Annotated in this window: 25 protein-coding genes; 17 read left to right on the top strand and 8 right to left on the bottom strand. The window is 58.5% G+C overall.

The genetic code is table 11. The features are described 5' to 3' along the window. Positions 1 to 108: 108 nt before the first annotated feature. The 6 genes from lpdA to QOL84_RS10890 all read left to right on the top strand — a co-directional run bounded on the left by lpdA (position 109) and on the right by QOL84_RS10890 (position 6,905). Complete coding sequence (gene lpdA, locus QOL84_RS10915) at positions 109 to 1,545, top strand: dihydrolipoyl dehydrogenase (RefSeq protein ID WP_129391073.1); 1,437 nt, start codon at positions 109 to 111, stop codon at positions 1,543 to 1,545. Positions 1,546 to 1,727: 182 nt separating this feature from the next. Then, positions 1,728 to 2,894, top strand: a complete 1,167-nt coding sequence (gene sucC / locus QOL84_RS10910; protein WP_007919879.1) for an ADP-forming succinate--CoA ligase subunit beta — start codon at positions 1,728 to 1,730, stop codon at positions 2,892 to 2,894. Next, positions 2,894 to 3,775, top strand: a complete 882-nt coding sequence (gene sucD, locus QOL84_RS10905; RefSeq protein WP_158830677.1) for a succinate--CoA ligase subunit alpha — start codon at positions 2,894 to 2,896, stop codon at positions 3,773 to 3,775. The genes sucC and sucD overlap by 1 nt, the downstream gene beginning before the upstream one ends. Positions 3,776 to 4,195: 420 nt before the next feature. Beyond that, positions 4,196 to 5,509, top strand: coding sequence for a branched-chain amino acid transport system II carrier protein (gene brnQ / locus QOL84_RS10900; RefSeq protein ID WP_283437214.1), 1,314 nt, complete (start codon positions 4,196 to 4,198; stop codon positions 5,507 to 5,509). Positions 5,510 to 5,766: 257 nt separating this feature from the next. Beyond that, positions 5,767 to 6,504, top strand: coding sequence for a DUF599 domain-containing protein (locus QOL84_RS10895; protein ID WP_283437213.1), 738 nt, complete (start codon positions 5,767 to 5,769; stop codon positions 6,502 to 6,504). Next, a complete protein-coding gene (locus tag QOL84_RS10890) occupies positions 6,504 to 6,905 on the top strand; it encodes an MAPEG family protein (RefSeq protein ID WP_129391081.1) in 402 nt (133 codons plus the stop codon). Before QOL84_RS10895 ends, QOL84_RS10890 begins: the two co-directional genes overlap by 1 nt. A gap of 79 nt (positions 6,906 to 6,984) precedes the next feature. Here QOL84_RS10890 and QOL84_RS10885 read toward each other — a convergent pair whose 3' ends face one another. Continuing rightward, positions 6,985 to 7,221 (bottom strand): hypothetical protein, encoded by a 237-nt coding sequence (locus QOL84_RS10885; protein WP_008082962.1) that lies wholly within the window; start codon positions 7,219 to 7,221, stop codon positions 6,985 to 6,987. A 158-nt stretch (positions 7,222 to 7,379) separates the two neighbouring features. Between QOL84_RS10885 and QOL84_RS10880 the strand changes: the two genes are divergently transcribed. The 4 genes from QOL84_RS10880 (at position 7,380) to QOL84_RS10865 (ending at position 11,088) form a co-directional block, all read left to right on the top strand. Next, positions 7,380 to 7,856, top strand: coding sequence for a PaaI family thioesterase (locus QOL84_RS10880; RefSeq protein WP_283437212.1), 477 nt, complete (start codon positions 7,380 to 7,382; stop codon positions 7,854 to 7,856). Further along, a complete protein-coding gene (locus QOL84_RS10875) occupies positions 7,853 to 8,305 on the top strand; it encodes a PaaI family thioesterase (protein ID WP_283437211.1) in 453 nt (150 codons plus the stop codon). The genes QOL84_RS10880 and QOL84_RS10875 overlap by 4 nt, the downstream gene beginning before the upstream one ends. Positions 8,306 to 8,386: 81 nt before the next feature. Then, positions 8,387 to 10,291 (top strand): molecular chaperone HtpG, encoded by a 1,905-nt coding sequence (htpG, locus tag QOL84_RS10870; protein WP_129391089.1) that lies wholly within the window; start codon positions 8,387 to 8,389, stop codon positions 10,289 to 10,291. A gap of 68 nt (positions 10,292 to 10,359) precedes the next feature. Further along, positions 10,360 to 11,088 (top strand): dienelactone hydrolase family protein, encoded by a 729-nt coding sequence (locus QOL84_RS10865; RefSeq protein WP_283437210.1) that lies wholly within the window; start codon positions 10,360 to 10,362, stop codon positions 11,086 to 11,088. A gap of 194 nt (positions 11,089 to 11,282) precedes the next feature. On the opposite strand, the gene QOL84_RS10860 is transcribed toward QOL84_RS10865, so the two are convergent. Both QOL84_RS10860 and QOL84_RS10855 read right to left on the bottom strand, forming a co-directional pair. Beyond that, the gene (locus QOL84_RS10860) at positions 11,283 to 12,149 is read right to left on the bottom strand and encodes a pirin family protein (RefSeq protein ID WP_283437209.1); all 867 of its coding nucleotides are present in this window, start codon (positions 12,147 to 12,149) and stop codon (positions 11,283 to 11,285) included. Positions 12,150 to 12,210: 61 nt separating this feature from the next. Continuing rightward, the gene (locus QOL84_RS10855) at positions 12,211 to 12,627 is read right to left on the bottom strand and encodes an OsmC family protein (protein ID WP_008082948.1); all 417 of its coding nucleotides are present in this window, start codon (positions 12,625 to 12,627) and stop codon (positions 12,211 to 12,213) included. Positions 12,628 to 12,755: 128 nt separating this feature from the next. On the opposite strand from QOL84_RS10855, the gene QOL84_RS10850 reads away from it, so the two are divergent. Together QOL84_RS10850 and QOL84_RS10845 are read left to right on the top strand one after the other, a co-directional pair. Continuing rightward, a complete protein-coding gene (locus QOL84_RS10850) occupies positions 12,756 to 13,811 on the top strand; it encodes an amidohydrolase family protein (protein ID WP_400774667.1) in 1,056 nt (351 codons plus the stop codon). A 130-nt stretch (positions 13,812 to 13,941) separates the two neighbouring features. Beyond that, on the top strand, positions 13,942 to 15,567 hold the full coding sequence (locus tag QOL84_RS10845) for a methyl-accepting chemotaxis protein (protein ID WP_283437207.1): 1,626 nt from the start codon (positions 13,942 to 13,944) through the stop codon (positions 15,565 to 15,567). A 150-nt stretch (positions 15,568 to 15,717) separates the two neighbouring features. Here the strand turns inward: QOL84_RS10845 and QOL84_RS10840 are convergent, their stop codons facing one another. The 3 genes from QOL84_RS10840 to purM are packed head-to-tail and all read right to left on the bottom strand — an operon-like array spanning position 15,718 to position 18,148. Next, positions 15,718 to 16,431, bottom strand: a complete 714-nt coding sequence (locus tag QOL84_RS10840; protein ID WP_129391104.1) for a DUF3108 domain-containing protein — start codon at positions 16,429 to 16,431, stop codon at positions 15,718 to 15,720. Between the two features lie 8 nt (positions 16,432 to 16,439). After that, positions 16,440 to 17,090 carry a phosphoribosylglycinamide formyltransferase gene (gene purN / locus QOL84_RS10835; RefSeq protein ID WP_283437206.1) on the bottom strand — a complete coding sequence of 217 codons (651 nt, stop codon included), beginning with the start codon at positions 17,088 to 17,090 and terminating at the stop codon, positions 16,440 to 16,442. Continuing rightward, positions 17,090 to 18,148 (bottom strand): phosphoribosylformylglycinamidine cyclo-ligase, encoded by a 1,059-nt coding sequence (purM, locus tag QOL84_RS10830; RefSeq protein ID WP_008082936.1) that lies wholly within the window; start codon positions 18,146 to 18,148, stop codon positions 17,090 to 17,092. The genes purN and purM overlap by 1 nt, the downstream gene beginning before the upstream one ends. A 373-nt stretch (positions 18,149 to 18,521) precedes the next feature. Here purM and QOL84_RS10825 point away from each other — a divergent pair, with 373 nt between their 5' ends. From QOL84_RS10825 to QOL84_RS10805, 5 genes are all read left to right on the top strand, one after another. After that, the gene (locus QOL84_RS10825) at positions 18,522 to 19,580 is read left to right on the top strand and encodes a DUF2066 domain-containing protein (RefSeq protein WP_283437205.1); all 1,059 of its coding nucleotides are present in this window, start codon (positions 18,522 to 18,524) and stop codon (positions 19,578 to 19,580) included. Between the two features lie 34 nt (positions 19,581 to 19,614). Continuing rightward, positions 19,615 to 20,688, top strand: coding sequence for an AI-2E family transporter (locus tag QOL84_RS10820; RefSeq protein ID WP_283437204.1), 1,074 nt, complete (start codon positions 19,615 to 19,617; stop codon positions 20,686 to 20,688). A 216-nt stretch (positions 20,689 to 20,904) separates the two neighbouring features. Next, positions 20,905 to 21,609 carry a DnaA regulatory inactivator Hda gene (hda, locus tag QOL84_RS10815; RefSeq protein WP_008082931.1) on the top strand — a complete coding sequence of 235 codons (705 nt, stop codon included), beginning with the start codon at positions 20,905 to 20,907 and terminating at the stop codon, positions 21,607 to 21,609. 226 nt (positions 21,610 to 21,835) lie between these two features. Beyond that, the gene (locus QOL84_RS10810) at positions 21,836 to 22,453 is read left to right on the top strand and encodes a C40 family peptidase (protein ID WP_129391119.1); all 618 of its coding nucleotides are present in this window, start codon (positions 21,836 to 21,838) and stop codon (positions 22,451 to 22,453) included. Positions 22,454 to 22,674: 221 nt separating this feature from the next. Continuing rightward, entirely contained in the window at positions 22,675 to 23,211 is a 537-nt protein-coding gene (locus tag QOL84_RS10805) for a C40 family peptidase (RefSeq protein ID WP_283437203.1), read from the top strand. 126 nt (positions 23,212 to 23,337) lie between these two features. Here QOL84_RS10805 and QOL84_RS10800 read toward each other — a convergent pair whose 3' ends face one another. Together QOL84_RS10800 and QOL84_RS10795 are read right to left on the bottom strand one after the other, a co-directional pair. Beyond that, positions 23,338 to 24,651, bottom strand: a complete 1,314-nt coding sequence (locus QOL84_RS10800) for a PQQ-dependent sugar dehydrogenase (protein ID WP_283437202.1) — start codon at positions 24,649 to 24,651, stop codon at positions 23,338 to 23,340. 66 nt (positions 24,652 to 24,717) lie between these two features. Then, entirely contained in the window at positions 24,718 to 25,302 is a 585-nt protein-coding gene (locus QOL84_RS10795) for a hypothetical protein (RefSeq protein WP_283437201.1), read from the bottom strand. Positions 25,303 to 25,339: the final 37 nt, after the last annotated feature.

The raw sequence follows: 25,339 nt of genomic DNA, 5'->3' as shown, positions 1-25,339 counted from the left end.
AAAACAGCTGCAAGTTTCAAGTTTCAAGCCACAAGCTCAAAGCGAGCGGGGTGGCTGGGAGCTTGTAGCTTGCGGCTTGTAGCTTTATTGCTAAAGAGGATTTTTTGAATGTCGCAGAAATTTGACGTAGTAGTGATCGGTGCTGGCCCTGGTGGCTACGTGGCTGCCATCAAGGCCGCGCAGCTGGGTCTGACCACTGCCTGCATCGAGAAGTACACCGACGCAGAAGGCAAGCAAGCCCTGGGCGGCACCTGCCTGAACGTGGGCTGCATTCCTTCCAAGGCGCTGCTCGACAGCTCCTGGAAATACAAGGAAGCGAAAGAAAGCTTCAACGTTCACGGTATCTCGACCGGCGAAGTCAAAATGGACGTCGCTGCGATGGTTGGCCGCAAGGCTGGCATCGTCAAGAACCTGACCGGCGGCGTTGCCACCCTGTTCAAGGCCAACGGCGTTACTTCGATCCAGGGCCACGGCAAGCTGCTGGCTGGCAAGAAAGTCGAAGTCACCAAGCCAGACGGCTCGGTTGAAATCATCGAAGCTGAAAACGTCATTCTGGCGCCAGGTTCGCGTCCGATCGACATTCCACCGGCTCCGGTTGATCAGAACGTCATCGTCGATTCGACTGGCGCTCTGGAATTCCAGACCGTACCTAAGCGTCTGGGCGTGATCGGCGCTGGCGTGATCGGTCTGGAACTGGGTTCGGTGTGGTCGCGTCTGGGTTCGGAAGTGGTTGTTCTGGAAGCGCTGGACACCTTCCTGATGGCAGCGGACACCGCTGTTTCCAAGGAAGCGCTGAAAACCCTCACCAAACAAGGTCTGGACATCAAACTGGGCGCTCGCGTGACCGGCTCGAAAGTGAACGGCGACGAAGTCGTTGTGAACTACACCGATGCCAACGGCGAACAGACCATCACTTTCGACAAGCTGATCGTAGCCGTTGGTCGCCGTCCAGTGACCACTGATCTGCTGGCTGCCGACAGCGGCGTGACCCTCGACGAGCGCGGTTTCGTGCACGTTGACGATCACTGCGCGACCACCGTACCGGGCGTTTTCGCCATCGGTGACGTGGTTCGCGGCATGATGCTGGCTCACAAAGCGTCGGAAGAAGGCATCATGGTTGTCGAGCGCATCAAGGGCCACAAAGCCCAGATGAACTATGATCTGATCCCTTCGGTTATTTATACTCACCCGGAAATCGCGTGGGTTGGCAAAACCGAGCAGGCCTTGAAAGCTGAAGGCGTTGAAGTTAACGTCGGCACCTTCCCGTTCGCCGCTTCCGGCCGTGCCATGGCCGCCAACGATACCGGTGGTTTCGTCAAGGTCATCGCTGATGCCAAGACTGACCGCGTATTGGGTGTGCACGTGATTGGTCCGAGCGCTGCAGAACTGGTTCAGCAGGGCGCGATCGGTATGGAATTCGGCACCAGCGCTGAAGACCTGGGCATGATGGTTTTCTCCCATCCGACCCTGTCTGAAGCCTTGCACGAAGCTGCTCTGGCTGTGAATGGCGGCGCCATCCACATTGCCAACCGCAAAAAGCGTTAACAGACAATAAGAAACCACGGCGGTAACGGCCCGTCGTGAGCCTTGCGAGCAAGACTCACCGCGGAATGTCCGCTGGACGCAGCCTTGCGTAGCTCAGCTACGCAAGCAGCAGTCACAGGTGGCGCGGCACTCAAACGAGCGCAGCGCCGAATGCGCAGTACCTAACGAAGACGGTAAAAAGCATGAATCTTCACGAGTATCAGGGTAAGCAGCTGTTCGCTGAATACGGCCTGCCAGTTTCCACTGGTTACGCAGTAGACACCCCGGAAGCAGCAGCAGAAGCTTGCGACAAAATCGGCGGCAGTGAGTGGGTTGTCAAAGCCCAGGTCCACGCTGGTGGTCGCGGTAAAGCGGGCGGCGTCAAGCTGGTTCGCAGCAAAGAAGACGCCAAAGCCTTCGCACAGCAGTGGCTGGGCAAGCGTCTGGTGACTTACCAGACTGACGCCAATGGCCAGCCAGTCACCAAGATCCTGGTTGAATCGTGCACTGATATCGCTAAAGAGCTGTACCTGGGCGCTGTCGTTGACCGTTCGAGCCGTCGTATCGTGTTCATGGCTTCCACCGAAGGTGGCGTGGACATCGAGAAAATCGCTCACGACACTCCAGAAAAAATTCTGAAAGCCACTATCGATCCACTGGTTGGCGCTCAGCCATTCCAGGGTCGCGAGCTGGCATTCCAGCTGGGTCTGGAAGGCAAGCAGGTTGCTCAGTTCGCCAAGATCTTCGTAGGTCTGGCCAAGCTGTTCAAGGATCACGACCTGGCTCTGCTGGAAGTGAACCCGCTGGTGATCAAGGCTGACGGCGATCTGCACTGCCTGGACGCCAAGATCAACATCGACGCCAACGCAATGTACCGTCAGCCTAAGCTGAAGACTTTCCACGATCCGTCGCAAGACGATCCGCGCGAAGCGCACGCTGCCAAGTTCGAACTGAACTACGTGGCACTGGAAGGCAACATCGGCTGCATGGTCAACGGTGCTGGCCTGGCCATGGGTACCATGGACATCGTCAACCTGCATGGCGGCAAGCCAGCCAACTTCCTCGACGTAGGTGGTGGCGCTACCAAAGAACGCGTAACTGAAGCGTTCAAGATCATCCTGTCCGACACCAACGTCGCTGCAGTACTGGTCAACATCTTCGGCGGCATCGTTCGCTGCGACATGATTGCCGAAGGCATCATCGGCGCTGTGAAAGAAGTCGGCGTGAAAATCCCGGTTGTTGTTCGCCTTGAAGGCAACAACGCTGAGCTGGGCGCTAAAGTACTGGCAGAAAGCGGTTTGAACATCATCGCTGCTACCAGCCTGACCGACGCTGCTCAACAAGTTGTCAAAGCTGCGGAGGGCAAATAATGAGCGTCCTGATCAATAAAGACACCAAAGTTATCTGCCAGGGTATTACCGGTTCGCAAGGTAGTTTCCACACCCAGCAAGCCATCGAATACGGCACCAAGATGGTAGGTGGCGTTACTCCTGGCAAGGGCGGTACCGAACACCTGGGTCTGCCAGTGTTCAACACCGTTAAAGACGCAGTAGCGGCCACTGGCGCTACCGCCTCCGTTATCTACGTTCCGGCTCCTTTCTGCAAAGATTCGATCCTGGAAGCTGCTTTCGGCGGCATCAAGCTGATCGTCTGCATCACCGAAGGCATTCCTACCCTGGACATGCTGGATGCCAAAGTAGTTTGCGACGATCTGGGCATTGTCCTGATCGGCCCTAACTGCCCAGGCGTGATCACCCCAGGCGAATGCAAGATCGGCATCATGCCAGGTCACATTCACTTGCCAGGCAAGGTCGGTATCGTTTCGCGTTCCGGCACCCTGACCTACGAAGCTGTGAAGCAGACTACTGACGCCGGTTTCGGTCAGTCGACTTGCGTCGGCATCGGTGGTGACCCGATCCCGGGTTCGAACTTCATCGACATCCTGAAGCTGTTCCAGGAAGACCCGAAGACCGAAGCGATCGTGATGATCGGTGAGATCGGCGGTTCGGCTGAAGAAGAAGCGGCTGCCTACATCAAGGCACATGTGACCAAGCCGGTTGTTTCCTACATCGCTGGTGTGACTGCTCCTCCGGGCAAGCGCATGGGCCATGCTGGCGCAATCATCTCTGGCGGCAAAGGCACTGCAGACGAGAAATTCGCTGCTCTGCAAGACGCAGGCGTTAAAACCGTGCGTTCGCTGGCAGACATCGGCAAGGCCCTGGCCGAGCTGACTGGTTGGGCTGTCAAGTAAGCCTCGCGCTTAGCTGACGCTTTACCTAACAAAGGCCACCTTCGGGTGGCCTTTGTCGTTTCTGCAATTTGGAAGATCAAAAGATCGTCCGATCGCGGCCCGAGCCTTCGGCAGCTCCTACATGGGAATACTTTCATCCTCATGTAGGAGCTGCCGAAGGCTGCGATCTTTTGATCTTTGCCGTACCAACGAAAAATAGATACGTAAACGCGACACGGAAACGTCGCGTATCGGATAGTTCGCCCTCTAACAGTGCGTTTACACGTCAAATTAGTTAGGCTAGCAGCCATTTTTGCGTCTGCCGCCCACAAGGCATGCAACGCGCTTTAAGGGTCAGTCCCATACGGATCGACAGCATTTCCCTAATTACACAGGGCAATCCCCCTCTAAATTCCGATTCAGTAGTGTGGTATTACCTTAATGAAAGTTTTGAAAGGTCAGGACATCCTGGCACTTGGCTTTATGACATTTGCCCTGTTCGTTGGGGCTGGCAACATCATCTTCCCGCCTATCGTTGGCTTGCAGGCCGGACCTCATGTCTGGATGGCCGCGCTAGGCTTCCTGATCACCGCAGTGGGTCTGCCGGTGATCACCGTCGTTGCGCTGGCCAAGGTCGGTGGGGCGATGGACGCGCTGAGCAGCCCGATCGGCAAGGTTGCCGGCGGTATTCTCGCGGCTGCGTGCTACCTCGCGGTTGGGCCGTTGTTCGCCACCCCGCGTACCGCCACCGTTTCGTTTGAAGTGGGCTTGGCGCCGCTGACCGGTGAAAGCCCGCTGGCGCTGTTCCTCTACAGCTCGGTGTACTTCCTGCTGGTGTTCTTCATCTCGCTATACCCTGGGCGTTTGCTGGACACCGTCGGCCGTTTCCTCGCGCCGCTGAAGATCATCGCGCTGGCAGTGCTGGGTATCGCTGCATTCGCCTTGCCGGCGGGTGACATTGGTCACGGCACGCCGGAATACGTCGCGGCACCGTTCTCCCAAGGTTTCATCAATGGTTACCTAACCATGGATACTCTGGGCGCACTGGTGTTCGGCATCGTCATCGTCAACGCGATCCGTTCGCGTGGCGTCGAGTCGCCGAAACTGATCACCCGTTACGCGATCATCGCTGGTCTGATCGCCGGCGTCGGTCTGGCCCTGGTGTACGTCAGCCTGTTCCGTCTCGGTTCCGGGAGTCACGAAGTGGCCGTCGGTGCAACCAACGGCGCGGCGGTATTGCACGCTTATGTTCAGCACACCTTCGGTTCGCTGGGCAGCGGTTTCCTCGCGGTGCTGATCTCGCTGGCGTGTCTGGTAACAGCCGTGGGCCTGACCTGCGCCTGTGCCGAGTATTTCAGCCGCGTCCTGCCGCTGTCGTACAAGACCCTGGTGATCATCCTGGCGGCGTTCTCGCTGCTGGTGTCCAACCTGGGCCTGACCAAGCTGATCGCATTCTCGATTCCAGTACTGACGGCGATTTACCCGCCATGCATCGTTCTGGTCGCGCTGAGCTTCTGCAAAGACTTCTGGCATGAACACGGGCGCATCCTCGGTCCGGTGATGCTGGTGTCATTCGTGTTCGGCAGCATCGACGCGCTGAAAGGCGCTGGTCTGGCTGACTGGATGCCAGCGCAGCTGTCGCACCTGCCGCTGAGCGAGCAGGGCCTGGCGTGGCTGGTGCCATGCGTGATGACCCTGGTGGTCGCGGTCGTGTGCGATCGTCTGCTGGGCAAACGCAGCGAAGCAGTTGCCTGACGTTGCCTGACCCGCCAAAAGCGGGTCTTCAACGCTTAAACAGAAATGCCCCGTATCAATCGATACGGGGCATTTTTTATGCGCGTCAGGCAGTGTCTTTTTCCTTACGCTAACGTCGAAGCACTGCACAGCTTTTATGTAGGAGTGAGCCTGCTCGCGATAGCGGTGTGTCAGGCAACTTCAATGGTGACTGACACACCGCTATCGCGAGCAGGCTCACTCCTGCAGGTACAGCATCTATATTCACAAGGAATTGCATGTCGTTCATCCAAGCCAACCTGATCCACCTGCTCGCCGCGTGCTGGTTTGTCATCTGCTGGGGCGGTTACACCCGTTATGCCTCGTGGAAGGGCCGTGACACCGCGTGCCTGGCCAGCGTGTTGCACCTGTACCGCGAAGACTGGATGCGCCGCATGCTGCTGCGCGACAACCGTATCGCCGACGCCAGCGTGATCGGCAATCTTGAACGCAACGCCTCGTTTTTTGCCTCGAGCACGCTGATCATCCTCGCCGGTATTCTCACCGTGCTCGGTGCGTCGGAGCGCGCGGTGTCGTTGCTCGCGGACATCCCGATGGTGCAACAGGCCTCGCAAGGCATGTCGGAGATCAAGCTGTTGTGCCTGGCGATGGTGTTCGTCTACGCGTTCTTCACCTTCAGCTGGTGCATGCGCCAGTACAACTTCGCGGCGGTGCTGGTCGGCTCGGCGCCGATGATCGGTGAGCGCCATGTCTCCGAGCAGGAGCGCAAAGCGTTCGCTGCACGGGCGGCGCGAGTGATTTCGATGGCGGCCAACCAGTTCAACTTCGGCCTGCGTTCCTACTACTTCGGCATGACCATGCTGGCGTGGTTCGTCAGCCCGTGGTTATTCATGTTAATGAGCGCCGGTGTGGTCTTGGTGTTGTACCGACGCGAGTTTCATTCCGACGTTCTCGATGTCATGGTCTATACCCCTACAGAGGCGCCCATTCCCGAGGCGAACAAAGAGGCTGCTTGATGAGTATTCCGTTCTGGTGTGTGTTTATTAGTGCGTTGCTGATCTACGTCGCGCGTATGCCCGTGGCCAAGGCGATGAAAGAGCAGGGCGGTTACAACAATCACTTGCCGCGCCAGCAACAGGCGCAACTGACCGGTTACGGCGCGCGAGCACTGGCGGCGCATCAGAACAGCATCGAGGCATTTATCTTGTTTGCGGTGGGTGTGCTGATGGCGCATACCACGCAAACGGCGGGCTGGTTGATCGATACATTGGCGATCATCTTTGTGATCGCACGGATTCTCTACTTGTGGCTTTACCTGGCGGATCAGCCGTCGTTGCGCAGCCTGGTCTGGTTCGTCGGCTTAGTGTGTTCGTTGTTGTTGATGATTAGTCCGACTTTTAGAACTGTGTTGCTCTAAGGCGACGCTGGCGTTAAATCCCAGACAAAAGAAAACCCGCACTTGGCGGGTTTTCTTTTTTCTGCAGCAAAAAAGCGGATTATTGCTTCTTCGCAGCTTCGTCTTGCGCAGCAGCGTTCGATTCAGCCTGAGCTTTGGCAGCTTCGGCGTTTTCTTTCGCAGCGTCGTTCACTTTATCCTGAGCTTTGTTCATGTCTTGCTGAGCTTGTTCAGCATGTTGGTTGGCATCTTGAGCTTTGTCCTCGGATTTTTTATCGCAGGCAGCGAGACCGAGGGAAGCGGTCAACATCAAGGCAATAGCTAAAGTCTTACGCATGGGGTGTTTCTCCTTATGGAAAATAACTACTGGCCTTAAGAGCCTGGCGCTGAAGGTTAAGTTCCTCATTTCTTTCAGATATATAGTTTTGTTCGGTAGCGGAACTTTTGCGCTATTCCTTACTACTGGCAACAGGCTATAACGAGAGTAATTATCAAATGGCCGAAAACCCCGTTTTTGAGCGTGCGACGCGATTTCTGTCGGCGTTGCGCCACTGTCAGGTCCTCGGTTTGCAGGTGCATAGCGCCTCCACGGAGGGGCTGACGGTGATCTTGCCGTACAGCGCGAAAATCGTTGGCAACCCGCAGACCGGTGTCATCCATGGCGGGGCAATTACTTCGCTGATGGACACCGCCTGCGGGATGTCGACCCTATGCGTGCTGCCGGAATTCGAGGTTTGTCCGACCCTCGATCTGCGCATCGACTACATGCACGCCGCTGAACCGAATAAGGACGTGTACGGCTTCGCTCAGTGCTATCGGGTGACTACTGACGTGATTTTCGCCCGTGGTTTTGCTTATCAGGACGATCCTGAGCAGCCGATCGCCCATGTTGTCGGTACGTTCATGCGCATGGGCAAAGGCCTTAAGGGCGCCAAAGGTTTTGGCGGCGCAATCAAGGGAGAAGGCCAATGAGCGATGACCTGAAAGCGCAATTGCTCAAGGCTCACGCGCAGGGCGACTATGCGCCGCTGTTGCAGTTGATCCCTTATGCCGGGCTGATCGGCATCGAGTGTTCGCGCGTTGGCGATGAACTGCTGTTCAAGCTGCCAGCGAACAAGGACAACATTGGTAACCCTTTACTGCCGGCGATCCATGGCGGAGTGATTGCCGGGTTCATGGAGCTGGCAGCCGCGCTGCATCTGTTGATCTTCACCGGCGCACCCGGCGTGCCGAAGATTATCGACTTCTCCCTCGATTACCTGCGCGCCGGGCAGTTTCGCGACACCTGGGCCAAATGTCAGGTGTGTCGCCAGGGTCGGCGAGTGGCCAACGTCGCCGTCACGGCCTGGCAAAGTACCGAAAGCGAACCGATTGCCACCGCCCGAGCACACTTCAAAATCGATGAGCCCTTGAAATCCTGAACAGCGCCCCAAACTCACAAGACAACCCGCCGCCGACCATTTGGGTCGCGGCCACTGCCATCTGATTGGAGTTTGATGACCATGAGTGTGGAAACTCAAAAGGAAACCCTGGGCTTCCAGACCGAGGTAAAGCAGCTGCTGCACCTCATGATCCATTCGCTGTATTCCAACAAGGAAATCTTCCTTCGCGAATTGATCTCGAACGCCTCTGACGCTGTCGACAAGCTGCGCTTCGAAGCCCTGGCCAAGCCAGAGTTGCTCGAAGGTGGCGCTGATCTGAAAATCCGTGTGAGCTTCGACAAGGACGCCAAGACCGTCACCCTCGAAGACAACGGTATCGGCATGAACCGTGACGATGTGATCGCCCACCTGGGGACCATCGCCAAATCCGGCACCGCCGATTTCATGAAAAACCTCTCGGGTGATCAGAAGAAAGATTCGCACCTGATCGGCCAGTTCGGTGTCGGTTTCTACTCTGCCTTCATCGTTGCCGACCAGGTTGACGTGTACTCCCGTCGCGCCGGCACCCCAGCCAGCGAAGGCGTGCACTGGTCGTCGAAAGGCGAGGGCGAGTTCGAAGTTGCGAACATCGACAAGCCAGAACGCGGCACCCGCATCGTCCTGCACCTGAAAGCGGCGGAAGACGAGTTCGCTGATGGCTGGCGTCTGCGCAATATCATCAAGAAGTACTCCGACCACATCGCTTTGCCGATCGAGCTGCCGAAAGAAGCGGCTGCCGCTGAAGGCGAGGAGACTCCGGCCGTTGAATGGGAAACCGTCAACCGCGCCAGCGCCCTGTGGACTCGCCCTCGCACTGAAGTGAAGGACGAGGAATACCAGGAGTTCTACAAACACATCGCCCACGACTTTGAAAACCCGCTGGCCTGGAGCCACAACAAAGTCGAAGGCAAGCTCGAATACAGCTCGCTGCTCTACGTGCCGGCCCGTGCACCGTTCGACCTGTACCAGCGTGAAGCGCCGAAAGGCCTGAAGCTGTACGTGCAGCGCGTGTTCGTCATGGATCAGGCTGAGTCCTTCCTGCCGCTTTACCTGCGCTTCATCAAAGGTGTGGTTGACTCCAACGACCTGTCGCTGAACGTGTCGCGTGAAATCCTGCAGAAAGACCCGATCATCGATTCGATGAAAACCGCGCTGACCAAGCGCGTGCTCGACATGCTGGAAAAACTGGCGAAAAACGAGCCTGAGCAATACAAAGGTTTCTGGAAGAACTTCGGTCAGGTCATGAAAGAAGGCCCGGCAGAAGACTTCGCCAACAAAGAGAAAATTGCCGGTCTGCTGCGTTTTGCATCGACCAATGGCGACGACGGCGAGCAGATCGTCGGTCTGGCCGACTACCTGGCACGCGCCAAGGAAGGTCAGGACAAGATCTACTACCTCACCGGCGAAACCTACGCGCAGGTCAAGAACAGCCCGCACCTGGAAGTCTTCCGCAAGAAAGGCATCGAAGTGTTGCTGCTGACCGACCGCATCGACGAGTGGCTGATGAGCTACCTCAGCGAGTTCGACGGCAAGAGCTTTGTCGACGTAGCACGCGGTGATCTCGATCTGGGCAACCTGGACTCGGAAGAGGACAAGAAAGCCGCAGAAGAAGTCGCCAAGTCCAAAGAAGGTCTGGTTGAGCGTCTGAAAGCCGCACTGGGCGATTCCGTGGCTGAAGTCCGCGTATCGCATCGTCTGACCGACTCGCCGGCCATCCTGGCCATCGGCGAGCAGGATCTGGGTCTGCAAATGCGTCAGATCCTCGAAGCCAGCGGGCAGAAAGTGCCGGATTCGAAGCCGATCTTCGAATTCAACCCAAGCCACCCGCTGATCGAGAAACTCGATGGCGAGCAGAGCGAAGAGCGTTTTGGCGACCTGTCGCACATCCTCTTCGATCAGGCAGCCCTGGCTGCCGGCGACAGCTTGAAGGATCCGGCCGCGTATGTGCGCCGTCTGAACAAGCTGCTGGTTGAACTGTCGGTTTAACCAAGTTGAGGAAAAACCCGCTTCGGCGGGTTTTTTCATTCTGGTGTTTAACAAATCAGGAGTCAGAAATGAGCCAAGTCACTGTACGTTCCGTGGTCTATCAGATTGACGGCCAACCTTATGAAGGGCGTCTGGCGTTCGACGCCGAACACAAAGGCGCGCGTCCGGGTTTGTTGATGGCGCCGAACTGGATGGGCGTCAGCGCCGGTGCCGAAGAAATCGCCAAATCGGTGGCGGCCAAGGGCTACGTGGTGTTGATCGCTGATGTCTACGGTCAGGCCGTGCGTCCGCAGAACGGTGATCAAGCCGGTGCGGCTATGATGCCGTTGAAGAACGACCGCGCGCTGTTGCGCAAGCGTATGCAGACGGCGTTCGAGCAATTGCAGGCTCAGGGCGAAGCGGCGGTCGATACCTCGAAACTGGCGGTGTTCGGTTTCTGCTTCGGCGGCTGCTGTGCACTGGATCTGGCGCGCACCGGTGCGTCGGTGAAGGCGGCGATATCGTTCCACGGTACGCTGGACTCGCCGAATCCGGCCGATGCGCAGAACATCAAGGGTTCGGTATTGGTCTTGCACGGTGCTTCCGACCCGTTGGTGCCGAAAGAGCAGCTACCGGCGTTTGAAGACGAGATGAACGCGGCGAAGGTCGATTGGCAGTTGCTGAGCTACGGCGGTGCAGTGCACTCGTTTACTGATCCGCATGCCAATGTGCCGGGCAAGATGATGTATGACGAGAAGACCGCCAAGCGCGCGTTCAAGTCGATGCATGATTTGCTGGATGAAGTGTTCAAGGGCTGAAAAGCGAAAAGCCCCTCACCCTAACCCTCTCCCGGAGGGAGAAGGGACTGATTGGGGGATGCTTGAGGGTTACGCCGACCTGAAAGGGCTGTGCTGAATCCATAATCGCCAAGATTTTTCAGGTCGATGTATTACCCCAGACACCTCGGTCGGCTCCCTCTCCCTCTGGGAGAGGGCTGGGGTGAGGGTGCTTTTCAGCGCGGCAATTCAATCCGCTCGACTTCCCCTGGCACCGTCGGCCAATCCCCGGCCGCCCATTTGCGCCGCGCTTCATCGATCGCCGCCGGATCGCTCGCGACAAAATTCCAGTTGATCCGCCGAGGCCCCTCCAATGGTGCGCCGCCAAACACCACGGCGTGCACATCACTATCGGCGAAGAGGCTCAGCTCTTCCCCGGCCGGCAGCACTACGAGCGCATGTGGCTCAATCGGCTCGCCGTTCAACTGCGCATCTCCGCTCAGCACATACACCGCCCGCTCTTCATGCTCGGTCGGAATCAGCAGGGTGGTTGCCGTTTGCATCTGCACTTCGGCATACAACGTCGGCGAAAGCACCGGCACCGGCGATTCCAGGCAAAAGCCTGACCCGGCAATCATGCGGATCTGTACGCCAAGGTTATCGCTGACCGGCAACGTCGCCGCCGGGTGATGGCTGTAATGCCCGGGGCCTTGTTCATGATCCTTGGGCGACGCCAGCCAGATCTGCAAACCGTGCATCGTGAAGCTCTGATCCCACAACGGCTCAGGCGTGCGCTCGACATGAGCAATCGCGCTGCCGGCGGTCATCCAGCTGACATCGCCAGCGCCGACCACCTGATCGGAGCCGAGGCTGTCCTTGTGCAGGAGCTGCCCTTGAAACAGATAGGTGAGCGTCGACAGACCGATGTGCGGGTGTTGTCGGATGTTCATGCCTTTGCCCGTCGGATACACCGTCTCGAGCATGTGATCAAAAAACACGAAAGGCCCGACGCTGCGGCATTTGGCTGACGGCAACGGGCGCAGAATGGGCTGGCCTTCGACGTCTTCGGCGCGCGGGCGGATGATCAGAGGTTGCGTGTCCATGGTGCATTCCAGACTGAGCGGGCGATGCCAGAAGCATAACCCGCCGCTGGCATCAGGAGGGTTACTGGCTATCGAAACCCTGCGGGGCGTGGGTTTCGATGGTCACTTCACTGGTGGTCATCAGTTTGTGGATCGGGCAGCGGTCGGCGACGCGCAACAACTCCTCACGCTGGGCGTCAGTGAGTACGCCTTTGAGGGTGAGGGTGACGTGCAGGACGTATTTGCCTTTCTGCTCTTCGCTGTTGTCACGTTTGACGTCGACACCGACGCCGGTCAGCGGGATGTCTTTCTTCTTCGCGTACATTTTCAGGGTCAGCGCCTTGCAGGCACCGAGCGCCGCGTCGAAGTAGTCATGCGGCTCAGGGGCTGAGCCTTCGCCGCCGGCGGATTTCGGCACGTCGGCAAACAATTCGTGGTCATCAATCTGTACGGTGTGACGAAAACCTTCAGCGGAGACGGTATTGACGGTAACAGTCATGGGAACCTCACAGGCAGTAGGAAAAGTCGTTCGATCAACAAAGACCTTGCAGTTATAGAGCATTCCCACTGGTACGCGTTCCACTTTCCTGCGGGATGAACCCTTGTCGTCAGGGCGCGGTCTAGGCTATGCCTACTTGCCGGAGATTACTTGTGTCCCTGTATCGTTTGAGTCTCGCCTGCCTGCTGGCCTTTGCCGGCAACGCCACCGCCCGCGAATACAACTACAGCGATGCGCATCTGCATTATGTGGATTTTTTCCAGGAAACTGCCGGCATGGCGAAATTGCTTACAGCCATGCAGGAAAGCTCCGTCGAGCATGTGATGATTTCCGGTATTCCGGTGGCGAAGAAATGGCACGAAGACGAACCCAAGCGTCCGCGCTATTACGCCGGGGACGACGCCGATGCCTATTGGTACAGTGCAACCGATGTGATCGTCGCCGATGCGGTGCAAAAGTTGTCGCCCGAGCAGCGCCCGTACTTTCATCCCTTCCTGTCGGGCTTCAATCCTAACGACAAGAACTCCGCCGCGCACATCCAGCGCATGCTCGATCTGTATCCAGGGCTATGGCAGGGCATCGGCGAGGTGTTCACCCGGCATGACGACCTCTCCGCGCTGACGTCCGGCGACACGCCGCGCGCCAATAACGAGGCAATGACCAAAATCTATCATTTGGCGGCGGAAAACGACCTGCCGGTGATGCTGCATTCCAACATCACTTCCAAGCGTGAGAAAAATCCGCTGTACCTGAAGGAAATCGAAGAGCCACTGCGTAATCACCCGCACACGCGCTTCATCTGGGCGCATGCCGGGACCAGCGCCGAAATTCATCGGCATCAGACCCAACTGAAATTCTTGCTGCCAACGCTGACGCGCATGCTTGAGGCCTACCCGAATCTGTATGTTGATTTGTCGTGGAGCATGCTCACGCCATATTTGCTGGATGAGCAGGGCCAGCCACGCCCGGAATGGCTGGCGCTGGTCGAGAAATACCCGCAGCGCTTCATGCTCGGCTCTGACGTGGTAGGACGATTCAACAAACTCGGTGAGGAAATGCGCAGCTTCAAGCCATTTCTCGATGCATTGCCGGAAGATGTCGCCCGCAGGGTGGCTCGCGATAACTTCCTGGCGATCTTGCCGCGAACAGAGCTCAAGTCCGGCAAAAGCACGCTGAATCGTTAATGCCGTCGGTTGGAAGGATCAAGGCCTTTTGATATCGCGTTTTTGTCTTACGCAATTTTTCGCCGGGCCGATACCTTCTAGAGCAACCAGCTGCAGGGTTGATGCAGCGCTTTTGGAAGGAACCAGAGCAATGAGTATCCGTAGTCTCAATATTGCCCCGCGCGCCGGCCTCGGTTTTGGCCTGTTGGCGTTGATGGTGTTTGCCCTCGGGGCGTTCGCTTTGCTGCAGATGTCCAACATGCGCGCGCAGTCCGATGAGGTCGACAACAACTGGCTGCCGAGCGTGATGGCGGTCGGTGAGATGAGTCAGGACATGCTGCGTTTGCGCGCGTTGACCATGCGTTTGTTGCTCAATCGCGATCCACAGGCGCTTGAACAGAATGTCGCCAAGCTCGATGAGCTGCGCGGTGTGCTGAGTGAAGCCCAGCAGCGCTATGACGTGCTGATCGTGCTGCCCGAAGAGCGCAAGCTGTTCGACCGCTTCAAGGTCGCTGAGCACCAGTATCTGGAGTTCCAGGCGCAAGTCATGCAACTGTCCGCGCAAAACCGTGTCGAGGAGGCCGCGACCATTCTCAATGGGCAGATGAGCCCGCTGGCCGACGATATGGCGGTGACCCTGAAAGCGCTGGTCGAGCTGAACAAACACAATGCCAGCCTGGCGACAGAGGCAGCGCGACTGGTGTTTATCAATTCGCGGGTGTGGGTTGGCGTGATGATCGCTGTTACTGCACTGATCACCATTGGCCTGGCGCTGTTGCTGACCCGCAGCATCGTGCTGCCGCTGGCGCAATCGTTGGGCGTGGCCGAGGTGGTGGCGGGTGGTGATCTGACCGGCGATATCAATATCAGCGGCAAGGATGAGCCGGCGCGACTGCTGCACGCGCTGAAGAGCATGCAGCACAACCTGCGTGACACGATTCGACAAATTTCCGAGTCTTCCAGCCAATTGGCTTCGGCGTCCGAGGAGCTCAGTTGCGTCACCGAAGACGCGACGCGCGGGTTGCATCAGCAGAGTCTGGAAATCGAGCAAGCAGCCACGGCGGTGAATCAGATGACCGCGGCGGTGGAGGAGGTGGCCAGCAATGCGGTGGCGACTTCCGAGGCTTCGCGTGAATCCGATCGCATCGCCCAACAGGGTCGCGAACAGGTGCAGCAGACCGTTTCGTCGATCGAGTTTCTTGCTGAAGACGTAACCAACAATGCCTCGCAGGTAGAAGATCTGGCGCAGAAGGTTCACGGCATCAGCAAGGTACTGGATGTGATTCGCTCGATTGCCGAGCAGACCAATCTGCTGGCGCTGAATGCGGCGATTGAAGCGGCGCGGGCCGGTGATGCCGGGCGCGGGTTTGCGGTGGTGGCGGATGAGGTGCGCGCGCTGGCGCATCGCACGCAGCAGTCGACGCAGGAGATCGAGCAGATGATTGGCGGCATTCAGCAGGGCACCGATTCGGCAGTCAGTTCGATGCAGCAGAGCAATGCGCGCGCGCGTTCGACACTGGAGCTGGCCAAGGCCGCCGGTACGGCATTGGAGGAAATTGCCTCGGCGTTTACCTTGATCAACGAGCGCAATCTGGTCATCGCCAGTGCTTCGGAAGAGCAGGCAGCGGTGGCGCGCGAGGTGGATCGCAATCTGATGAATATTCGCGATCTGGCGATGCAGACTTCGGCGGGGGCCAATCAGACCAGTGCCGCGAGTCAGGAGTTGTCGCGGCTGGCGGTGGACCTGAACAACATGGTCGCCAAATTCTCGGTCTGAATACATCCCTGTAGGAGCTGTCGAGTGAAACGAGGCTGCGATCTGTGATGTTGATTTTAAAGATCAGGATCAAAAGATCGCAGCGTGCCGCAGCTCCTGCAGGGGCACAAAAAAGCCCCGCATTTGCGGGGCTCTTTGTTCTTGCGCGGATCAGCTGCCCTTAACGGTTTTGCCGTTGACCGTGCCGTCCTGGAGCATGATGTTGTACTCCTTGCCGTCGGTTTCAACCTGTTGCAGGCGAACCAGCAGGTAATCCCAATCCTTGGCGAACCAGAGGACGGTGATGCGCTTGCTTTGTGTCGGGTCGCGTACGCGCTCGACCTTGATTGCGTCGATCTTGCCAGCCTTGGTCTCGACTTTTTCCGAACCCAGCACGCGGAAGTCATAGGTATCGACTTCGCCATCATCGACCACTTGATAGCTCATGGTCTTTTTGCCGGCTGCCACATCATGTTGCAGGGCCAGCTGGTAAGTGGATTTGTCGACCATGCCACGGTTCAGCGGGATCTTCACCGCGTCGCCACGGTCGGTGCCGGTGACCATCTTGCTGTTCCAGTCGAAATCCAGATCAGCCTTCTTGGCTTTGCCCAGACCGCCACGTTCGAAGTGGTAGGACTGCGGCAGCAGGGTGTCTTTGTCCAGGGTCAGGGTGCTTTCTTCAGTCAGGCTGGCGATCATCATCGAGGCCTTGAAGCTGAGCTTCCAGACGCCGTTGGCTTCCTTGACCAGGCTGCGCTCGGCGGTGCCGCTCATGGGCAACTGCTTCCAGTCGGCGGTGTAGCTGGCGGAGAACGGTTGAAGGTCCGCTGCCTGCGCGAATGGCAGGGCGAGCAGAGCGCAAGCGAAGAGCAGGGCGCGACGCATAATATCTCCTAGTTTCGAATCAAGTGGCCGCTGGCCGCGAGTAACTGGCCATCCAGTAAAGCACCTTGCTCACCGAGTGCCAGTCTGCCTTCGGCGAACCAGCGTACTGCCATCGGATAGATCAGGTGTTCCTGAACGTGAACTCGCTGCGCGAGACTGTGCGGCGTGTCGTGCAACTCTACCGGTAATACTGCCTGTACGACCAGTGGTCCGCCATCGAGTTCCTCGGTGACGAAGTGCACGGAGCAGCCGTGCTCGGTGTCGCCGGCTTCCAGCGCGCGCTGATGAGTGTGTAACCCTTTGTATTTGGGCAGCAGCGACGGGTGGATATTGAGCAGGCGCCCTTGGTAGTGACGAACGAAATCAGCGCTGAGAATGCGCATGAAGCCGGCCAGCACCACAAGTTTCGGATTGAATTCGTCGATCAGTTCGATCAGAGCAGCATCGAAGGCCTCGCGACCTTCGAATGCCTTGTGATCCAGCGAGCGAGTAGCGATACCCGCATCACTGGCGCGTTGCAGGCCGTAGGCGTCGGCGCGGTTGGAAATCACCGCAGCGATGCGAACCGGGCTGTCGCCGGTCCGCGTGCTGTCGATCAAAGCCTGCAAGTTACTGCCGGTGCCGGACAACAGCACCACGACATCACAGGTTGCGGACATTAATGAGCCTTAAGGTTCTGCAGATCAACCTGAGCGGCACCTTCGGCGGCCGCAGCGATCTGGCCGATGACCCAAGGCTGTTCGCCAGCGTCACGCAGAGTGTTCAGGGCTACTTCAACGTGCTCCTGAGCCACGCAGATAACCATGCCGACGCCGCAGTTCAGTACGCGGTGCATCTCGGTTTCGTCAACGTTGCCTTTCTCTTGCAGCCAATCGAATACGGCAGGGCGAGTCCAGCTAGCCACGTCAACCACGGCCTGAGCGCCTTTTGGCAGTACGCGCGGGATGTTGTCGAGCAGGCCACCACCGGTGATGTGGGCCATGGCTTTGACGGCGCCGGTGTCTTTGATCAGCTTGAGCAGCGGCTTCACGTAGATGCGGGTCGGGGCCATCAGCAGGTCGGTCAGCGGTTTGCCGTCGAGCTGGATGTTTTCGATGTCGGCGCCGGACACTTCGATGATCTTGCGGATCAGCGAGTAGCCGTTCGAGTGCGGGCCGGACGATGGCAGCGCGATCAGCGCGTCACCGGTGGCGACTTTCGAGCCGTCGATGATTTCAGCTTTTTCCACGACGCCGACGCAGAAGCCGGCCAGGTCGTAGTCTTCGCCTTCGTACATGCCAGGCATTTCAGCGGTTTCGCCGCCAACCAGCGAGCAACCCGACAGTTCGCAGCCAGCGCCGATGCCGGTGACCACTTGGGTCGCGGTCTCGACATTGAGTTTGCCGGTGGCGTAGTAGTCGAGGAAGAACAGTGGCTCGGCGCCGCACACCACGAGGTCGTTGACGCACATGGCAACCAGGTCGATGCCGATGCTGTCGTGCTTGTTCAGGTTCAGCGCCAGACGCAGCTTGGTGCCGACGCCGTCGGTGCCGGAAACCAGCACAGGCTGCTTGTAGCCGGCCGGGATTTCGCAGAGGGCGCCGAAACCGCCCAGGCCGCCCATGACTTCCGGGCGCGCAGTGCGCTTGGCGACGCTCTTGATGCGTTCGACCAATGCTTCACCGGCGTCGATGTCTACACCGGCGTCCTTGTAGCTCAGGGAGGGTTGCTTGCTCATGATCCAGGCCTTTAGGGGAGGGGATTCAGGGGTAACGACCGAGTTCAGCGGGAACTTCGAAATCGAGAGGGCAATGGCCTCACGCGAGTTTCGAGGTGCCCGGCTGTTGCCGGTCTGCGAAGGCGCGCGATTTTATCAGGCTTGAGGGGCAGCGGCCATCCTCGCACCGACGGGCAGGGCCATATCAGCGGAATTTTTTTGCAATTGAGCGGCGTGGGTGCCTGTATAAGGTGTGGCAATTAACCGTCTATCGTTATCACTGTGCAAAAACTTACCGTTGCCGTGTGAATGTTTTGCAACGGCCGAGTGTCACAGCCTTGCTCAACCGGTTCACGCGGCCTGTTCCAGCCGCTCCTGTCGACGGGAATTCTCCATGCGTTTGTGTAAATTGTTGTTTGTGGGTTGTTTGTCTCTGGTCAGCCTGGCGAGTCACGCCGAAAACCTCAAAGGCCTTTATCAAGTACGCGAGCCGGTCAACGGTCAGGCGCCGGAAGAGCGCGATCGCGCCACTCAGGCGGCGCTGGATACGCTGATTCTGCGCCTGACCGGCGACCCGAAAGCCCCGCAGAACCCGGGGCTGGCGGCGATTCGCAAGGATCCGCAGCAAATCATCAGTCAATTCGGTTTCGATGCCGGGCCGCCGGAGGTGTTGAAGGTCGATTTCGATCCGTCGACCACCGAGCAGGCGTTGCGTCGTGCCGGGCTGTCGATGTGGGGCGCCAGTCGGCCGTCGATCCTCAGCTGGTGGCTGAATGACTCGACTGAAGGCTCAAGCCTGGTCGGCGATGGTCAGGCGGCTGCCGCTCCGTTACGTGCCGCTGCGCAACACCGTGGCTTGCCGTTGCGTTTGCCGTTGGCGGATTTGAGTGAACAACTGGTCGCCACCGCGCCGGCGCTGGAAGGCACTGATCCGGCACCCTTGCGCGGCGCGTCCGAGCGCTATAACGCCGATGCCCTGTTGGCGGTGCATGCGCGCGAAGAGGGCGGACAATGGCAGGCCAAATGGCATTTGTGGCTCGGCGACCAAAAAGAAGCCGGCAGCGTGCAGGGCGCCGATCAGGCTGCCGTGGCGGATGCGGTGATGCTGGCAGTGGCTGAGCGCCTCGCGCCGCGTTTTGTCGCCAAGCCCGGTGCTACGGGGCAACAGACGCTGGAAGTGCAGGGCATGAATCTTGAGCATTACGCGACGCTGTTGCGGTTACTCGAACCGTTCGGCGTGCGTCTGCAAAGTGTCGATGGCGATCGCATCGTGTATCGGGTCAATGGCAGCGCCGATCAAATGCGCGCGCAGTTGTCGCTGGCGAAGTTGCAGGAACTGCCGCCTGAGGTGCCAGCTCCGGTGGCAGCGCCACAGGCTGCGGTTGCAGGTGCGGCACCGGTCGCGGCTGCGGCTCCGACACCGGCGGCACCGTCCTTGCGGTTTCGCTGGTAAGTCTTTCCTTATATAGAAGCAACAGGAGTGGTACATGGCCGATACGCGGCGTTGGTTCTGGCTCGGTGGGGTAATCCTGCTTTGCGCGTTTGTCTGGTTGCTGCACCCGATCCTCACGCCGTTCCTGGTGGCGTTGCTGCTGGCTTATCTGTTCGATCCGCTGGTGGATCGACTGGAAAGGCTCGGTCTGTCGCGCACCTGGGGCGTGATCGCGGTATTTGCCTTGTTCACCCTGATCGTCACGGCGCTGTTGCTGGTGCTGGTACCGATGCTCGCGAAGCAGTTGCTGCGTTTGTACGAACTGGCGCCGCAAATGCTCGATTGGCTGCAGCACACCGCACTGCCGTGGGCGCAGGCGAAGCTGGGGTTGTCGGATGGCTTCTGGAAGTTCGACAAGGTCAAGGCGGCGATCAGTGAGCACATGGGCCAGACCACCGACATCGTCAGTGTGGTGCTGAGCCAGGCCACGGCGTCGAGCCTGGCGCTGATCGGCTGGTTGGCGAATCTGGTGTTGATCCCGGTAGTAAGTTTCTACTTGCTGCGCGATTGGGACGTGATGATGGCGAAGATCCGCAGCCTGCTGCCGCGTGATCGCGAAGAACGCGTGGTCGCCCTGGCCGGTGAGTGTCATGAAGTGCTGGGGGCGTTCGTTCGCGGGCAGTTGCTGGTGATGCTGGCGTTGGGTGTGATTTATGCGGCCGGTCTGATGATCGTTGGTCTCGAGCTGGGTCTGTTGATCGGCTTGATCGCCGGTCTGGCGGCGATCGTGCCGTACATGGGGTTTGTGATCGGCATCGGCGCGGCACTGGTTGCCGGGCTGTTCCAGTTCGGTGGCGATCTTTATCCAATGTTCGGCATCGTTGCGGTATTCATGGTCGGTCAGGCGCTGGAAGGCATGGTCCTGACGCCATTGCTGGTGGGCGACCGCATCGGTCTGCACCCGGTGGCGGTGATCTTCGCGATTCTGGCGGGCGGCGAGTTGTTCGGCTTCACCGGTGTCCTGCTGGCGCTGCCGGTGGCGGCGGTCATCATGGTGCTGGTGCGCCATGTGCACGACTTGTACAAGGACTCCGAGATTTATAGTGGCGTCGACGAACCGGAGTTGTAATGGCGAGGGCGACCCGGCGAATAGTCGGGTTGGCCCGGCTCATGCAGGCATTTGCTGCCCGGATGTGCCAAAGAATCTGTCATAAAACCAGTGTGTTAACGCAAACCTTTGATTTTGCTTGGACTCTGTCGCATTGTGCGCTCAGCTTCACGGGTATAAACTTCGCCAACTTTACACAGAGGCCACTAACGGTTCCTTGAGAACTGTTCAGTCAGCATGAAACCGATTCAGCTGCCCCTAGGTGTGCGTCTGCGTGACGACGCCACCTTCATCAACTACTACCCAGGCGCCAATGCCGCTGCACTCGGCTATGTCGAGCGCCTTTGCGAAGCCGACGCCGGCTGGACCGAAAGCCTGATCTATCTGTGGGGCAAACACGGCGTAGGGCGCACGCATCTGTTGCAGGCGGCTTGCTTGCGTTTCGAGCAGATGGGTGAGCCGGCGGTTTACCTGCCATTGGCCGAGTTGATGGATCGCGGCGTCGAAATCCTCGATAACCTTGAACAGTACGAACTGGTTTGCCTGGATGACTTGCAGGTGATTGCCGGCAAGGCTGACTGGGAAGAGGCGATGTTTCATCTGTTCAACCGCCTGCGTGACAGCGGTCGCCGCTTGCTGATTGCCGCCTCGACTTCGCCGCGTGAACTGCCGGTGAAACTGGCTGACTTGAAATCCCGCCTGACCATGGCGCTGATTTTCCAGATGCGCCCGCTTTCCGATGAAGACAAATTGCGAGCCTTGCAATTGCGCGCATCACGTCGTGGTCTGCACCTGACCGATGAAGTCGGACATTTTATTTTGACTCGCGGCACTCGCAGCATGAGTGCGCTGTTCGATCTGCTTGAACAGCTCGATCAGGCCTCTTTACAGGCGCAACGCAAGCTGACAATTCCCTTCCTCAAAGAAACCCTCGGCTGGTAGCCATCCCTTTTATTCCGGGGCTTTCAGCAGGTTTCGGCATATTTCAGGCGCCAGAAAATCCGCTTTCCTGCACGCTGTGCAGGCCGCGTATCGACTCAAATGGGCTTAAGCGCTTAGATGTAAACGAGAAACCGAGAAGTCACAAAAAGATCGATTGAATTTGCAAATGAGGTCGATAGCGGGCATAGTCTCGGCTTCTTTACAACTATCAGCCACGGTCGTGCCCATGCTAAAGCGCTTCGCACCCCTCGTGCCTCTCGCACTCGTCACCCTGTTGTTTGGTTGCGCTGCTCATTCTCCAGTTCAAGAGCAGTCTCAGCAGGTTAAAAATTCCGCCACGGCCCAGTCTTCCGTTATTTATCAGGAAGAGCTGGATACCGAAAAAGAACTCAACGAATTCAATGGCAGCAAGCCTTATCAGCTTCCTGTTCTGGCCGACAGCATCCTCGAACGCGGCATGTCCCTGATCGGTACCCGTTACCGTTTCGGCGGTACCTCCGAAGCCGGTTTCGATTGCAGTGGTTTCATCGGTTACCTGTTTCGCGAAGAAGCCGGCATGAACCTGCCACGCTCCACCCGCGAAATGATCAATGTGGATGCGCCGCTGGTTTCGCGCAGCAACCTTGAGCCGGGCGACCTGTTGTTCTTCGCCACCAATGGTCGTCGCGGTCGTGTCAGTCACGCCGGGATCTACCTGGGTGACAACCAGTTCATTCACTCCAGCAGTCGTCGCAGCGGCGGTGTACGCATCGACAGCCTGGGTGACAGCTACTGGAGCAAGACTTTCATCGAAGCCAAGCGTGCACTCGCAAACGCTCCGACCGTAGTCACCGCTCGCAAGTAATTCCCCCTGTTGTCGCTGCGCTCGCGGCGACAATCAGGCTGTCGGCAACGGAGTAGACCTATACTTTACAAGGTGAAGTTAAAGTCTTACTTGAAGTTTGTCGTATAGCCGCTAGAATCCTGAATCTATATTGATGGCAAACCGCCTGCGTGCTCCGCAGGCGGTTTTGTTTTCTGTCCATCCGGCAGAGAAAGCCGCAGCCAGATCAGGATGTTCTGCTTATGACGATGTCGGCCCGCCTCACATTGATGCTCTGTGCAGCGCTGCTCAGCGCTTGCGCCAGTCGCACACCACCGCCTGCGCCGGTTGCCCGAGCGCCTATGGTATTCGGCCCCTCACAATCCTTTTCACCCGCCGCTGAAGACGTACTGTTTCGCGCGCTGGGCCTGGTCGGCACGCCTTATCGCTGGGGCGGTAACACGCCGGATTCGGGATTTGATTGCAGTGGCCTGATCGGTTTTGTTTACCGCGACGCAGCCGGTATCTCCCTGCCGCGTTCGACGCGTGAGCTGATCGTGATGCAGGCACCGAATGTCGGCAAGGAAGGCTTGCAGACCGGCGACCTGATCTTCTTCGCCACCAATGGCGGCTCGCAGGTCAGTCATGCAGGGATTTATGTTGGCGAAGGGCGCTTCGTGCATGCGCCGGCGACGGGCGGCACGGTCAAGCTTGATAGCCTGTCGAAGGCGTATTGGCAGAAGGCTTATCTGAGTGCCAAGCGGGTGCTCCAGCCTGAGCATCTGGCGCATAACCCGTAACCCAAGTCGCCCACAATCCCATGTAGGAGCGAGCCTGCTCGCGATAGCGGTCGTTCAGTCAATGATGACTGATACGACGCTATCGCGAGCAGGCTCACTCCTACAATTGTATGTACGCAGCGAAAGTTATTTCGCGGCAGACACTCGCCAAACCTTGTTGCCAACATCGTCCGCCACCAGCAAACCACCTTGCTGATCGATCACCACGCCCACCGGCCGGCCCAGCGCGTTTTCGTCCTTGTCGAGGAACCCGGTCAGCACGTCCACCGGTGTGCCATTTGGTTTGCCACCGGTAAACGGCACGAAAATCACTTTGTAACCGCTGTGCGGTTTACGGTTCCACGAGCCATGCTGGCCGATGAAGGCGCCTTCCTTGAATTGTGCCGGCAAGGTATTACCCTCGGCGAATGTCAGGCCGAGAGAAGCGGTATGCGGGCCAATCGCGTAATCCGGGGCGATCGCCTTGGCCACCAGATCCAGATTCTGTGGCGACACGCGCACATCGACATGTTGGCCGTAATAGCTGAACGGCCAGCCATAGAAAGCCCCGTCCTTGACTGAGGTGATGTAGTCCGGCACCAGGTCGCTGCCGATTTCGTCACGTTCATTGACCGCCGTCCACAGCGCGCCGCTGGTGGGTTCCCACGCCAGGCCGTTGGGGTTGCGGATGCCTGAAGCAAAGATCCGGTGATTGCCGGTCGCCCGATCGACTTCCCAGATCGCCGCGCGACCTTCTTCTTTATCCAGGCCGTTCTCGCCGACGTTGCTGTTCGAACCAACCGTCACGTACAGCTTGCTGCCGTCCTTGCTGGCGATAACGTTTTTGGTCCAGTGATGGTTGATCGTGCCGCCGGGCAGGTCGGTAACCTTGATCGGTTGCGACTTGATCTCGGTCGCGCCGTTTTCATAGTGAAAGCGCAGCAAGCGATCGGTATCGGCGACATACAGATCATTGCCGACCAGGGTCATGCCGAATGGTGAATTGAGGTTTTGCAAAAACACTGTGCGCGTCTCGGCCACGCCATCGTGGTCGGCATCGCGCAGCAGGGTGATGCGGTTCGGGCTTGGCACGCCGGCGCCGGCCTTGCCCATGACCTTCTTCATGACCCAGCCACGAATACCGCTGCTGTCGTCAGGTTTCGGCGGGGCATTGGTTTCCGCAACCAGCACGTCGCCGTTGGGCAGCACATAGAGCCAGCGCGGGTGATCAAGACCTTCGGCAAAGGCCGCGACTTGGGTGCCGGCCGCCGCTGTCGGTTTGCCGCCCTGGGGCCAGCCGATTGCCGGGGCGATGTTCACCGTCGGGATCAGAGTCTTGTTCGGTTCGGGCAGTTTCGGTGACGGGCCGGTGCCGTCGGAGACTTGCAGGCTGGAGGATTCACCGCAGGCGGCGAGCCCTCCGGCGAGGGCGATGACGAAAACGAGCTGGGGCTTGCGCATTGCTGATCTTCCCTATGAATGCATTCCTAATCATAGAGGAGGACGCAAGCCCGATGGTTCAACTGCTCAGCCGCGGGCTTCCTTGAACAGCACGGCGATGCCCGGGTGATAATTGCCGGCCTCGCTGCGCAACTTGCGGTAGGCGTAGGGGAAATACCAGGCGACGGCGCAGGTATGTTCCTTTTGCAGATCGTCGACCATGTCCTGCAGCTCTTCGGGGCTGGCGCTGTGCTGGGCTTTTTGCGGGGCGACGAACAGGCAGCCGAGTTTCAGGTCACTGGCGAAGCTGATGCGTTTGGCGTCGCTGGTGATGTCCAGCAAGGCTTGGGTCAGGTTGAGATTGTTCACTCGAGGCCAGCGCTGGGTGGCCTGAATGTAGGCACGATCTTCGGCGCCGGCGATAAACAGATCGGCGCGGGCATTGCGCTCGCCTTCTTCGTTCTGTTTGCGCGTGGCGGTGTCGGTGAGGGTGACCAACTCGGCCATCCATGCCGCTGCCGAGAGCAATCCGAGATTGGCTTTCTCGTCGTGCCAGTAAGGCGTGTCGCTGTCGCCGCGCACGGCGTTGTAGCGGTCGATACAGTCAAACCAGCGTTCAAGCATCGGGCGCAGGAATTCCAGGCGCGGGTTGCTGATGATCATGCCTTGCATCGTAATCATCCTTATTGTTGTGATGGGCTTTTTCGAG

It is taken from the genome of Pseudomonas helmanticensis (assembly GCF_900182985.1).
In the GTDB taxonomy this organism is placed as follows: domain Bacteria; phylum Pseudomonadota; class Gammaproteobacteria; order Pseudomonadales; family Pseudomonadaceae; genus Aquipseudomonas; species Aquipseudomonas helmanticensis.
This window is presented reverse-complemented; position numbering and strand designations above follow the sequence as displayed.